13 protein-coding genes are annotated in these 12,018 nt (G+C 61.0%); 4 read left to right on the top strand and 9 right to left on the bottom strand.

Annotation, left to right across the window (positions count from 1 at the left end; genetic code table 11):
- Window positions 1–140: 140 nt before the first annotated feature.
- The 6 genes from hutC to ftsY all read right to left on the bottom strand — a co-directional run bounded on the left by hutC (window position 141) and on the right by ftsY (window position 6,564).
- Window positions 141–845 (bottom strand): histidine utilization repressor, encoded by a 705-nt coding sequence (gene hutC / locus LG30_RS0115740; protein WP_033131688.1) that lies wholly within the window; start codon window positions 843–845, stop codon window positions 141–143.
- Between the two features lie 11 nt (window positions 846–856).
- Complete coding sequence (gene can / locus LG30_RS0115735; RefSeq protein ID WP_033131649.1) at window positions 857–1,516, bottom strand: carbonate dehydratase; 660 nt, start codon at window positions 1,514–1,516, stop codon at window positions 857–859.
- Between the two features lie 213 nt (window positions 1,517–1,729).
- The gene (gene rpoH, locus LG30_RS0115730) at window positions 1,730–2,584 is read right to left on the bottom strand and encodes an RNA polymerase sigma factor RpoH (RefSeq protein ID WP_033131648.1); all 855 of its coding nucleotides are present in this window, start codon (window positions 2,582–2,584) and stop codon (window positions 1,730–1,732) included.
- 473 nt (window positions 2,585–3,057) lie between these two features.
- Complete coding sequence (gene ftsX, locus LG30_RS0115725) at window positions 3,058–4,011, bottom strand: permease-like cell division protein FtsX (protein ID WP_033131647.1); 954 nt, start codon at window positions 4,009–4,011, stop codon at window positions 3,058–3,060.
- A complete protein-coding gene (gene ftsE / locus LG30_RS0115720; protein ID WP_033131646.1) occupies window positions 4,011–4,682 on the bottom strand; it encodes a cell division ATP-binding protein FtsE in 672 nt (223 codons plus the stop codon). Before ftsE ends, ftsX begins: the two co-directional genes overlap by 1 nt.
- Before the next feature lie 70 nt (window positions 4,683–4,752).
- A complete protein-coding gene (gene ftsY / locus LG30_RS0115715) occupies window positions 4,753–6,564 on the bottom strand; it encodes a signal recognition particle-docking protein FtsY (protein ID WP_033131645.1) in 1,812 nt (603 codons plus the stop codon).
- 111 nt (window positions 6,565–6,675) lie between these two features.
- Between ftsY and rsmD the strand changes: the two genes are divergently transcribed.
- Both rsmD and LG30_RS0115705 read left to right on the top strand, forming a co-directional pair.
- The gene (rsmD, locus tag LG30_RS0115710) at window positions 6,676–7,305 is read left to right on the top strand and encodes a 16S rRNA (guanine(966)-N(2))-methyltransferase RsmD (RefSeq protein ID WP_033131644.1); all 630 of its coding nucleotides are present in this window, start codon (window positions 6,676–6,678) and stop codon (window positions 7,303–7,305) included.
- Between the two features lie 120 nt (window positions 7,306–7,425).
- Complete coding sequence (locus LG30_RS0115705; protein ID WP_033131643.1) at window positions 7,426–7,740, top strand: DUF1145 domain-containing protein; 315 nt, start codon at window positions 7,426–7,428, stop codon at window positions 7,738–7,740.
- A 43-nt stretch (window positions 7,741–7,783) separates the two neighbouring features.
- Here LG30_RS0115705 and LG30_RS0115700 read toward each other — a convergent pair whose 3' ends face one another.
- Window positions 7,784–8,149, bottom strand: coding sequence for a YijD family membrane protein (locus tag LG30_RS0115700; protein ID WP_033131642.1), 366 nt, complete (start codon window positions 8,147–8,149; stop codon window positions 7,784–7,786).
- Between the two features lie 18 nt (window positions 8,150–8,167).
- Window positions 8,168–8,788, bottom strand: coding sequence for an HTH-type transcriptional repressor FabR (gene fabR, locus LG30_RS0115695; protein WP_033131641.1), 621 nt, complete (start codon window positions 8,786–8,788; stop codon window positions 8,168–8,170).
- 150 nt (window positions 8,789–8,938) lie between these two features.
- Here fabR and LG30_RS0115690 point away from each other — a divergent pair, with 150 nt between their 5' ends.
- Complete coding sequence (locus tag LG30_RS0115690; protein ID WP_033131640.1) at window positions 8,939–10,057, top strand: acyl-CoA desaturase; 1,119 nt, start codon at window positions 8,939–8,941, stop codon at window positions 10,055–10,057.
- A 473-nt stretch (window positions 10,058–10,530) separates the two neighbouring features.
- Here LG30_RS0115690 and LG30_RS0115685 read toward each other — a convergent pair whose 3' ends face one another.
- Entirely contained in the window at window positions 10,531–11,787 is a 1,257-nt protein-coding gene (locus LG30_RS0115685) for a phospholipase D family protein (RefSeq protein WP_033131639.1), read from the bottom strand.
- Between the two features lie 74 nt (window positions 11,788–11,861).
- Between LG30_RS0115685 and LG30_RS22575 the strand changes: the two genes are divergently transcribed.
- A complete protein-coding gene (locus LG30_RS22575) occupies window positions 11,862–12,017 on the top strand; it encodes a hypothetical protein (protein WP_193354280.1) in 156 nt (51 codons plus the stop codon).
- The last annotated feature ends 1 nt before the right edge of the window (window position 12,018 follow it).

The following is a 12,018-nucleotide window of genomic DNA, read 5'->3' as shown; positions in this document are numbered from 1 at the left end:
TATATACAATAATTTATAGCCGATCTCTGACGAGAAAGAAAGGATCAAGTTCACATCTTGATAACAGCGATTTCATTAGAGTTTAAGCACAAAAAAGCCCACCAATGGGTGGGCTCTTAAAACAAGATATGTATATACAATCAAGTCAATCGGGTCTTGGAGCTCAGCTTGTAGCGGGAGCCTGGCGAGAGCAGCCTGGCGTAGGAGACCAGGAAGCCATCCGACCAGGTGCGGCGGTGCAGCAGCAGGCAGGGGGTATCAACCCTCACCTGCAGCAAGCCCGCCTCGCCAGCGCTCGGCAGCACGGCTTCCACCACGTGCTCCATCTCGGAGAGGGGGCAGACTTCCATCAGATAGCTGTTCGGTGTCTGTTTAGTGAAGTCCTGCTCGCCATAGCCGGGCAGGCGCTCGGCATCGACGAAACGCTCCTCCAGTTGCAGCGGCTCCCCATCGGCCTGATGGACGATGAGGCTGTGGAAGGTGGGCGCCCCGACCCGCAAACCCAGTCGCACCGCCACCTTCTCGTCCGCAGCCTGGCGCTGCAGGCGGATCACCCGGGCGCTGTACTGGCTGCCCCGCTCGGTGATCTCGTCGGCTATGTTGCGAATGGCCAGCAGCGGCGACTCGGCACGCCTGTCCGCCACGAAGCTGCCGGAGCCGGCGGTGCGATTGAGCCAGCCCTCGGCCACCAGTTCACGCAGCGCCTTGTTGACCGTCATCCGGCTCACGGCAAACTGTTCGCACAGGGCGGCCTCGGTCGGGATCCTGTCGCCTGCCTGATAGTGGCGTTCGCGGATCCCGTCCAGGATGTGCTGTTTGATCTGCAGATAGAGGGCGGGTGCCACCAATGGGTTCCTCAGCGACGACGGTGAGGCGGACGCATGTCCGGCCAGGCGCGATAGACATCCGCAATCTGATCCGGGCCGCTGATGCAGAGATCCAGATCGTGCAGCAGGCCGTCCTTGATGCCGTAGATCCAGCCATGCACCGCCAGCTCCTGGCCCTTGCGCCAGGCGTTCTGGATGATGGTGGTGTGGCAGACATTGGCCACCTGCTCGGCCACGTTCAGCTCGCACAGATAGTCGTGGCGCTCGTGCTCATCTTCGATGGCATCCAGCTGCTCACGATACTTGAAGTAGACGTCCTTGATGTTGCGCAGCCAGTTGTCGATAAGCCCAAGCTCTTCGTTGCGCATGGCCGCACGCACGCCGCCACAGCCGTAGTGGCCGCAGATGATGATGTGTTTCACCTTGAGCACTTCGACCGCGTATTGCAGCACCGAGAGGCAGTTGAAGTCGGTGTGTACCACCAGATTGGCAACGTTGCGGTGGACGAAGACATCCCCCGGCAGCAGGCCCATCAGCTGGTTGGCGGGGACCCGGCTGTCGGAGCAGCCGATCCAGAGATATTCGGGCGCCTGCTGGGCGGAGAGGGTAGCGAAGAACTCGGGATCCTCGGCCTTGATCCGTTCCGCCCACTCGCGGTTATTGGTAAACAGGTCGTTCAACAGTTTCACTTCTGCTCTCCCTAGAGTGTTAATGGCGGCAACATACCATATTCGACGGGATTGGGGGCAAGGCGCAACAACAGATCCGATCTGATGCGCGGATACAAAAACAGGGCCATCAGGCCCTGCTTTGTATTGGAGAATGCCCTCAGGCATCCATGGCGTCTTTCAGCTTCTTGAGTGCGTTCTTCTCAAGCTGACGCACGCGTTCGGCGAATGCCCTCAGGCGTCCATCGCATCCTTCAACTTCTTGAGAGCATTTTTCTCGAGCTGACGCACGCGTTCGGCGGAGACACCGTAAGTATCGGCCAGCTCCTGCAAGGTGGTCTTGCTCTCCTCATCCAGCCAGCGGGCGCGGATGATGTGCTGGCTGCGCTCGTCCAGGGTGGCCAGGGCCGCACTCAGACGACGGGTGGCGTGGTTGTCCCAGTTGTCGCTCTCTATGGTGGCAGCGAGATCCGAGGACTTGTCTTCCAGATAATGAACCGGGGCGAAGCCACCTTCATCTTCATCATCACCGACCAGGTCGAAGGCCTGATCGTAGTTGCTCATCCGTGCTTCCATCTCGGTCACATCGGTCGGGGAGACCCCCAGCTCGGCGGCCACGGCCTGCACCTCGTCGTGGCTGAACCAGCCCAGACGCTTCTTGGATTTACGCAGGTTGAAGAACAGCTTGCGCTGCGCCTTGGTAGTCGCCACCTTGACCATGCGCCAGTTGCGCAGGACATATTCGTGGATCTCGGCCTTGATCCAGTGCACTGCGAAGGAGACCAGCCGTACCCCGACGCTCGGGTCGAAGCGCTTGACCGCCTTCATCAGACCGATATTGCCTTCCTGCACCAGATCGGCCTGAGGCAGGCCATAACCGGCGTAGCTTTTGGCCACGTGAACGACAAAACGCAGATGTGACATGACCAGCTGACGGGCAGCCTCGAGATCGCCACCCTGCTGCAAGCGCGTCGCCAGTTCACGCTCTTCCTCTGCGCTCAGCACAGGAATCGAGTTAACTGCCTGGATATAGCCTTCCAGACTACCTTGCGGAATCAGAGCCATAGTGCGCTGCAATGAAGTTCCCATGTGCTACCTCTTACTTTTCAATCGAACCAGTCTAACACCCTGAGAGGGTCTGTCTACCGACCGGGAGCCATTCTGCGGCTCACGTCAAACATAAGTCAAACATCAGCCCCAGCGTGAACCCGGCTTATCTTATGCCGACGGGATGAATCATAAATGAACAGTCAAAAAAAGGGGGTCACAGTGAAGGACCCCCGAAAAGTAGCATGCTAAGTCCATTGTTGCGGAGCTCGCAACCTTCACATGCTTGCCAAGTCAGACGAGCAAGGCAGAGGGCCACACCCGTATACATTCTGTCGCACTAGATAGACTGCTTATAAATCAGAAGGTTCCCAAGATCCTTCCTAGGATCCAGCGACGCCTGCAGAGCAGTATCGTTCAGATTACTCCCTGAACTGGAGCTGTGCCAGAAACGGGCAACTCTTTTACTTGATCCAGTTCTCAAAATCCAGTGCTTTGCTGCGATGAAAAATCAATCAAGAGGGTTCTATGTCGCGAATGTGCCTGTGCACCGAGAACCAGGACGCAATCAGCCCCAAAATAGCACCGAGCAGTATCAGATTGAAGCCATCGAACGCCCCCATCCCCACCAGCCGGAAGTTGCTGTTGTAGAGCCCGGCCAGCTCCTTCACCACCCCCTCACTCCAGATCACCATCACCTCGGTCAGCCACCAGGCCAACATGCCACCGATGACCCCGAACCAGATGCCGGTATAGAGGAAGGGACGGTGAATGAAGGCATCGGTCGCCCCCACCAGCTTGAGCACCTCGATCTCTGAACGCTGGTTGAGGATATTCAGGCGCAGGGTGTTGCCGACGATCAGCAGCACGGCGGAGAGCAGCAGCACGGCGATGCCGGTGATGGTGTGACGCAGCAGGTTCATGATGCCTTGCAGCCGGGTCAGCCACTGCAGATCCAGCTTGCCCTGCTCGACGCCGGGTTCATTTTCCAGTTTGGCGAGCAGTTCGGCGGCGCCGTCAGGGTTCTGCCAGCGTGGATCCGGGATCACGCTCAGCACAGGCGGCAGCGGGTTGCTGTCGAGATAATCGAGGGCATCGCCGAAGCCGGAGATCTCGCGAAACTCCTTCAGTGCCTCGTCCCGGTTCATGTAAGTGACGGACTCCACCTCGGGGTAGAGCAGGATCCGCTGCTTCATGTCGAGGATGCTCTGCTCCGGCAGATCCTTGCGCAGATAGAGGGAGATCTGGGAGCTGGTCTGCCAGCTGCCCTCCACTATCTCGGCATTCTTCAGCAACACGTGGAAGCAGGACGGCAGCGCCAGGCTGACACCGAGCACCGCCAGCGTCATCAGGGAGGCGAGCGGATTGCGCCACAGCTCGCCCATGCTGGAGAAGGCCTGGCGGGCGTGATCCACCCAGTACATGCCCAGCCGCCGGAGCAAAGGTTGTTTATGACGAACGATGGCCATCAGCTCTCCTCCTGCTCTTGCGAATACATGCGACCCGCCTTGAGGGTCAGGGTGCGGTAACGCATGCGGGCGATGAGCCCGAGATCGTGGGTTGCGATCAGCACCGAGACCCCGAAGCGGTTGAACTCCTCGAACAGCCGCATGATGTCCATGGAGAGCTGGGGATCCAGGTTGCCGGTCGGCTCATCCGCCAGCAGCAGCGGCGGCTTGTTGACGATGGCGCGGGCGATGCCGACCCGCTGCTGTTCACCACCGGACAGCATGCGTGGCTGGTAGCGCTCCTTGCCGAGCAGGCCGACCTTGTCCAGCGCCGCCGCCACCCGCTTGTTGATGTCGGCATGGCTGTAGCCGTCGATCACCAGCGGCAGCGCCACGTTGTCGAACACGGTTCTGTCCATCAGCAGCCGGTGATCCTGGAAGATCATGCCGATCTGGCGGCGCACATAGGGGATCTGGCCCCGCTTGATCTGGCTGACGTCATCGCCGTGGAAGAAGACCCGGCCATCGGTCGGCCGCTCCATCACGCTGATGAGCTTGAGCAGGGTACTCTTGCCCGCCCCCGAGTGGCCGGTCAGGAAGGCCATCTCCCCCTTGCGCAGGTGAAAGCTGACCTTCTGCAGCGCCTGGTGGCCGCCGCTGTATACCTTGCTGACCTTATCGAAACGAATCATAACGGATCCCTGACATTGACAAACCCCGACCAGAGTCGGGGCCTGTGGCGTTTACTGATCATGCCTGAGCTTACTCATCGCGACTGAACAGTGCCTCGATAAAGTCGTTGGCGACGAAGGGACGCAGATCGTCTATCCCCTCGCCCACCCCGATGTAACGGATCGGGATCTGGAACTTGTCCGCCATCGCGAAGATGATCCCGCCCTTGGCGGTACCGTCCAGCTTGGTGAGGGTGATGCCGGTCAGGCCCACCGCTTCGCTGAACAGCTTGGCCTGGCTCAGGGCATTCTGGCCGGTGCCCGCATCCAGGGTCAGCATGATCTCGTGCGGCGCCTCTTGATCCAGCTTCTTCATCACCCGCACCACCTTCTTGAGCTCTTCCATCAGGTTGCTCTTGTTCTGCAGGCGGCCGGCGGTATCGGCGATCAGCACGTCGGCGCCGCGGGAGCGGGCGGCCTCGATGGCATCATAGATGACGGAGGCGGAGTCGGCGCCGGTATGCTGGGCGATGACCGGAATGTTGTTGCGTTGACCCCACACCTGCAGCTGCTCGACGGCGGCGGCGCGGAAGGTATCGCCGGCGGCCAGCATGACGCTCTTGCCCTCGGCCTGGAACTGCTTGGCCAGCTTGCCGATGGTGGTGGTCTTGCCCACCCCGTTAACGCCGACCATCAGGATCACATAGGGCTTCTTGCTGGTGTCGATGACCAGCGGCTTCTCGACCTGAGCCAGTATCTCGCCCATGTCCTGCTTGAGCAGGCCGTAGAGCGCCTCGGCATCCTTGAGCTGCTTGCGATCCGCATGCTTGATCAGACCGTCGATGATGCGACTGGTGGTGTCGACCCCGAGATCCGCCGTCAGCAGCTGGGTCTCCAGCTCCTCGAACAGCTCGTCGTCGATCTTCTTGCCACGGAACAGGCCGAAGAAACCTGAACCTATATTTTCTTTGGTGCGCACTAGGCTGCGCTTGAGGCGGGCGAAGAAGCCCTCTCGCTGCGGCTTGTCCTGAGTGTCGTCGTCCACCTGGGCGGCCAGCGGCAAGGCGGCCAGGGCGGCGGCCTCCGCCTCCATCTCGGCGACCAGACGAAGATCTTCCGCTCTCTGGGCCTCTTTGGCGATACGAGCCTCTTCGGCAGCCTGGGCTTCGGCGGCAATGCGAGCCGCTTCCACAGCCTGAGCTTCGGCGGCAACACGAGCAGCTTCCACAGCCTCTGCCTCGGCGGCAACACGGGCAGCTTCCACAGCCTGAGCTTCGGCGGCAACACGGGCGGCTTCCACAGCCTCTGCTTCGGCGGCAACACGGGCGGCTTCCAGAGCCTGCGCCTCGGCGGCAACGCGAGCGGCTTCCGCAGCCTCTGCCTCGGCGGCAGCGCGAGCGGCTTCCAGCGCCTCTGCCTCGGCAGCAACGCGGGCGGCTTCCACAGCCTCTGCCTCGGCGGCCACACGAGCCGCTTCCAAAGCCTCAGCCTCGGCGGCAGCGCGAGCAGCTTCCACAGCCTCTGCCTCGGCAGCAACGCGGGCGGCTTCCAAAGCCTCTGTCTCGGCGGCAATACGAGTCGCTTCCAAAGCCTGCGCCTCGGCGGCCACGCGAGCCGCTTCTTCGGCGGCCCCATCAACGAGCAGCGCCTCATTGACGATGACGGGCTCGAGCTCGGCCTCAGGCTCTTCCACCACCAGCGGGCCTTCGTCCGGCATCGCCAGCGAAGCCTCGGGCTGTGCGGCAGGAGCCCCGGTCAGGGGGATATCAGCAGCGGGAGCGGAGGCAACGGGGGCCTCAGGCTCGGCGATAACCGGGGTGGCTTCCGGGGCCTGTGGTTGGACGGCCTCAGCCTCTTCTTTCTTGCGGCCGAAACCCAGCCAGGAAAACAAACCTTTTGCCATCTAAAAAATACTCACTTCGTTGGCTGACTGCTAAGATAGCCGTCCCTCGGTGGGTCGGCATAAAAATGAACCGCCTTATACTAACACTTTATTTTCTGACGACGAAACGCGATGCCCAGAGTGAAATCCAGCCGTAACAGCCCCAATAAAAGCCCAATTCCGCAGGGAAAAGCGGGTGTTGTAAGAATCATCAGCGGTCAGTGGAAGGGTCGCAAATTGCCGGTCAGGGACCTGGATGGTCTCAGGCCGACCACGGATCGCATCAAGGAGACCATCTTCAACTGGCTGGCTCCCCATGTGCGCGGCACCCGCTGCCTCGACTTGTTTGCCGGCAGCGGCGGTCTGGGGCTGGAGGCGCTGTCCCGTTATGCCGAGCAGGTGACCCTGGTCGAGATGGACAAGGGCGCCGCCGATCAGCTCAAAAAGAATCTGGTCGCCCTTGGCAGCCAGCAGGGGAGTGTGATCCAGACCGATGCGGTGAGCTGGCTGCAAGGCCCGGCGACGCCGTTCGATCTGGTGTTCCTCGATCCGCCCTTTCGCCGCGAGTTGCTGCCCCAGGTGTGCGAACTGCTGGAACAACGTGGCTGGCTGGCGCCGGACGCGCTCATCTATCTTGAGCGGGAGAAGGAGATGGGGGATCTAGCCCTGCCCGCCAGCTGGCAATTACTCAAGGACAAACAAGCCGGTCAGGTCTGCTATCAACTTTATCTGCGGGACACCAAGAATGACGCTGCGGTTTAAACACCGTACGGGAGGGGAAATGGGCTATGGGCCCCTCCCCGTCGATTTGGGCAACTACTCAAGGACAAGCAGGTCGATCAGATCAGGTCTGCTATCAGCTCTATGTAAGGGAGGTAAACGATGAAGCGCGTGTTTAATCTGTTGGCGATGGGCGTCTTGCTGTTCTTCTGGCTGGGGGTGGTGCTCGCCCTGTTTGGTACCTTGCCGGGCAAGTTGAACGGCTTTCTGCCGGTCTGCGGCCTGATCGTGGCCCTGATGCACTGGGTACAGGCCAGCCTGATCAAGGCCGCCTGCAAGCCCTACTTCCCGGTGACTCGCCTCGAATTCACCCAGGTACTGGTCTTCGGGGTGTTCGGCATGATGGATATTCGCGCCAAGCTGCAGGCCATCATTGATGCCAAGCAGAAGGGCTGGACGCCCCCTCAAGCCGACTGAGGCAGGCGCCTTACATCCTGACACTGTCTGAAGGAGTGACTCGTCACTCCTTCACTTTTTTCCCCACGCTGATGCCGAGTTTGATGGAGAGCGCGGCGAGCAACAGCAACATGGCGATCAGGGAGAAGAAGTTGCTGCCCAGTTCCGGATATTGCACCTTGATCAGCGCCGAATGACCAAAAACGCCGATGAAAAAACTAAGGATCATACAGATAGGGGTATTCCCCACCATGGGCTCGTGGCGATAGTGCTGGTAGAGCTGATAGGCCGCCAGCAGCAGGGCGATCAGGGGGAAGAAGGAGAAGGGCACGGCCGATTCGGTCAGTACCGACAGGAAGGCATCCCCACAGATCCCGATGAGCAGGGCCAGCAACAAGGGTTTCTTGGGGATAGCGTTCGGTTCATGCATGGACTGTTCATCCTTGGCTTAAGAGAGGGGTTCGCGGCGCTTGCGGTTCTGGACCTCGGCACCCATGGCGATGATGCGCAGCTGACTGATGGTGCGATCGGAGAGCGCCTTGCACTCCTCGCTGGTCATGTCGAGGGCGTCGGCACCGGCGCTGAAGACGATGGTGACCATGGCTTCGGCCTGGATGTAGGCCTCCTCCCGTGGCGCCTCCGTGGTCGCCTCCAGATAGTCGGTCAGCTCGGCGATGAAGTGCTGGATCTCGCGCGCCACCGCCTGACGGAAGGCCGCCGAGGTACCGGAGCGCTCACGCAGCAGCAAGCGGAAGATGTTCGGGTTGTTTTCGACAAACTCCATGAAGGTCTGCACCGAGGTGCTGATGACGCTGCCGCCGCCGGCGATGCGCTGGCGGGCCTGACGCATCAGCTGACGCAGGGTCAGCCCCCCCTCGTCCACCAGGGTCAGCCCCAGCTCTTCCATGTCGCGGAAATGACGGTAGAAGGAGGTCGGCGCTATGCCCGCCTCCCGCGCGACTTCCCGCAGGCTGAGGTTGGAGAAGCTGCGGTTGGCACAGAGTTGACTGAACGCCGCGTCGATCAGCGTACGCCGGGTTTTTTCTTTTTGTTGCGCGCGAATACCCACGAAATACAGTCACCTTGAGGTTAGCGAGGCCAAATGATAACCCGAAGGGGGGGCCGGGATCAGGTTTGTCTCCGACTTTTTTACCATTGACCCGCATTCCGGCTCAATGGAGAATAGTGAACAGCTGTTCGCTGAAAGGAGCCGAGTAAAATGGACCGCCCCCCGATCATCATGAGCAACACCCTGCTGTTTGCCCTCTCCGGGCTGGCGGCACTGATCGCCGTGCCCTGGTACGGCATGACTCACGGCTACGACCTCTGGCAGTGGATCTGCTTCCTGCTGTTGTTCTGCTACTGCGGCATCTCCATCACCGCCGGTTACCACCGACTCTGGTCCCACAAGACCTACAAGGCACACCCGATCCTGCAATGGATCTTCGCCATCGGCGGTGCCCTCGCCCTGCAAAACTCGGCACTGCACTGGTCGTCCGATCACCGCCGTCACCACCGTCACGTGGATGACAACCAGAAGGATCCCTACAGCGCGGGCCGCGGCTTCTGGTACTCCCACATCGGCTGGATGCTGCGGGAATACCAGCGCGAGATCTACCACGACTACAGCAATGTGCGGGATCTGCAGAACAACGCCATCGTCGCCTTCCAGCACAGGCACTATCTGGCCTTGACCCTGGCCACCAACATCGGCATCCCGCTGCTGCTTGGCCTGGTCCACGGCGATCTGCTCGGCATGCTGCTGCTGGCCGGGGTGCTGCGCATGGTGATGACCCACCACACCACCTTCTTCATCAACTCCCTCGCCCACATCTGGGGCAGCCAGCCCTTCACCGATCGCAACAGCGCTCGGGACAACGGCATCCTGGCCTTCTTCACCTTCGGCGAGGGGTATCACAACTTCCACCACCTGTTCGAGAACGACTACCGCAACGGCATCCGCTGGTGGCAGTACGATCCCACCAAGTGGCTGATCCGCAGCGCCGCCTGGTGCGGGCTGGCCAGGGATCTGCGCGCCTGCCCCGAGGAGCGCATAGAGCTGGCCAAGCTGGAGATGCAGCTTAAACGCGCAAAGGCGAAGCTGCGCAAGAAAGAGGATCGGGAGTTGTGGCAGGCACTGCTGCAAGAGGAGTACGACAAGCTGAGCCTGCAGCTCCAGCACTACTACGCCAGCCGCAAGCGGCTGCTGGAGCAGCGCAAACGCACGGCGCTGGCCCGCTACGATAGATTCAAGCTGCAGTTGGAGTATCGCAATCTGCGCGATGGCTTCCTCGCCGGCAAACGCAACTGGAGCCGATTGCTGGCCGGCATCGCCTGATACCGTCCATGTGATGTCCCATATTCGAGACCGCCCGTTGGCGGTCTTTTTATGGGCACAGGGCGACAGGACGCGATAAAAAAGTGGGGCGACATTCGCATGTCACCCCCTCGCAAATAGCATGTTCCATATTGGGATCCGGCCATAAGGGGTACCGATGCCGCTTCACGGGTTTCCGCTCCCGATCCGGGCGTCTGCCGGAGCAATCCGACCGACCAAGTACCCTCATCACCTTCACCCACACGGCAGACCAGCCACCGTGTTTGTCCTTGCAGTTGAAATACTACGCAGTTAAATAAAATAAAAAACCATTTTTTGCAGACAACTATGCAATCACTCTGAGGGCCACCTGATTCAGGTCCTGGCACAAAATGATTAAAAACAATGCGATATGGCATTATTTCGACATCGCCTCGCAACGAATGTCTTCTATGGCGCACAAGGCTTTGCGAGATCTCGCACAAGCTTGGCCCTCACAACCAGGGATGCAGTGACGACAACCCCTTGCTCAACCGGGCCAGCAGGCGTCGCAGCGCCGAAGGATGAGGTGCATCCCGCCGCACGGCGGCCTGCTGCCAGCCCGTCAGCCACTGCTGCAACTCGGCGCAGAGCGCGGGGCAACGCAGGTGCAACATCAGCTCGGTGTTGAGCATCAGGGAGCGGGGATCCAGATTGAAGCTGCCGAGCAGTGCCTCCTCCTCTCCCATCAGGATCAGCTTGGCATGCAGGCTCTGCGCATCCCCTTCCAGCTCGAACAGCGTAATTCCCTGCCGCACCAGCCAGGGGCGATGACGGCGATAGGCGCCATATACCAGCGGCACATCGGTGCTGGCCAGGGAGTTGGTCAGGATCCCGATGCTCACCCCCGCCTGCCGCTGCCGTTTGAGACGACGGCGCAGCCCGCGCGTCAGGATCAGGTAAGGACTCACCAACCGCAGCGCCCCCCGGTTGCCGGCCAGCTTGCGCCCCAACTCGACTGCCATGGTCGGTCGGGAGATCAGCCCTTTGCCGGGGCGATCGAACCAGAAGGTGCCCTGACCCTGATGCCAGCACAGGGGCACGGGCTCGTCGTCGAACAGGCTGGCGGGTAGATCGTAGACGGCAGCCACCGCCGGCTCGGTCAAGGTGAGCAGGAAGTCGTTCACGGCGGCTATCTCGGCAGGCTGCAGGGCGCGTCGCCACAGGCGTCGGATGGGGCGACTCCAGCGGCTCTGCCAATACAGACTGAAGCCCTGCCCGGCCTGCTGGCAGAGGGCCCCCCGGCAGACGATATCCAGATCGATGAAGTGAGGCGCCTCTCCCAGGCCAAAGTAGCGATCGCCGATGTTGCGGCCACCGATCACCCCCTGGCAGCCATCCACCAGCAACAGCTTGTTGTGCATGCGATGGTTGATGCGTCTAAAGCTGAGCAGGCCTTCGAGCAGCAGGGCCAGCGGACGCCAGCCCCTGAACCAGAACGGATTGAACAGCCGCACCTCGATGCCGGGCTGATGGGCCACCACCTCCAGGAAACGGTTGTCGCCGGCATAGAGGTCGTCGATGAGCAGTTGCACCCGCACCCCGCGCCTGGCCGCATGCAGCAGCTCGGACAACAGCAGCTTGCCGCTATTGTCTTCCTCCCAGCTGTAATACTGGGCCTGGATCCGGCTGCGGGCCCCACGGATCAGCTGGCAGCGCACCCTCAGGGCCATGGCAGGATCGTCGAGCAGGGCAAATTCGGCGGGGATCAAGCGTCATCTCCTTGTCATGGGGCCATGGCATAACCCGGACAGCCCCCCGATCGCCACGAGCCAAGGAGTCGACCATGGAACTCTGTGACCGCCCCTCTCTGTGCCATAGGCCCCAGGCCAGCCAACCGGATCCCACCCCGGCCAGGCCACTTGCCCCCTGGTATCTGCAACACCGGGATCAAGGGTGGGAAGCCCCCGGCGCCGCTCATCAGAGTCAGCACTCAGGGTAAT

Origin of the sequence: Aeromonas aquatica, from assembly GCF_000764655.1 — a bacterium.
GTDB lineage: Bacteria > Pseudomonadota > Gammaproteobacteria > Enterobacterales > Aeromonadaceae > Aeromonas > Aeromonas aquatica.
The sequence above is the reverse complement of the archived record's forward strand: the minus strand, read 5'-3'. Positions and strand labels throughout refer to the sequence as shown.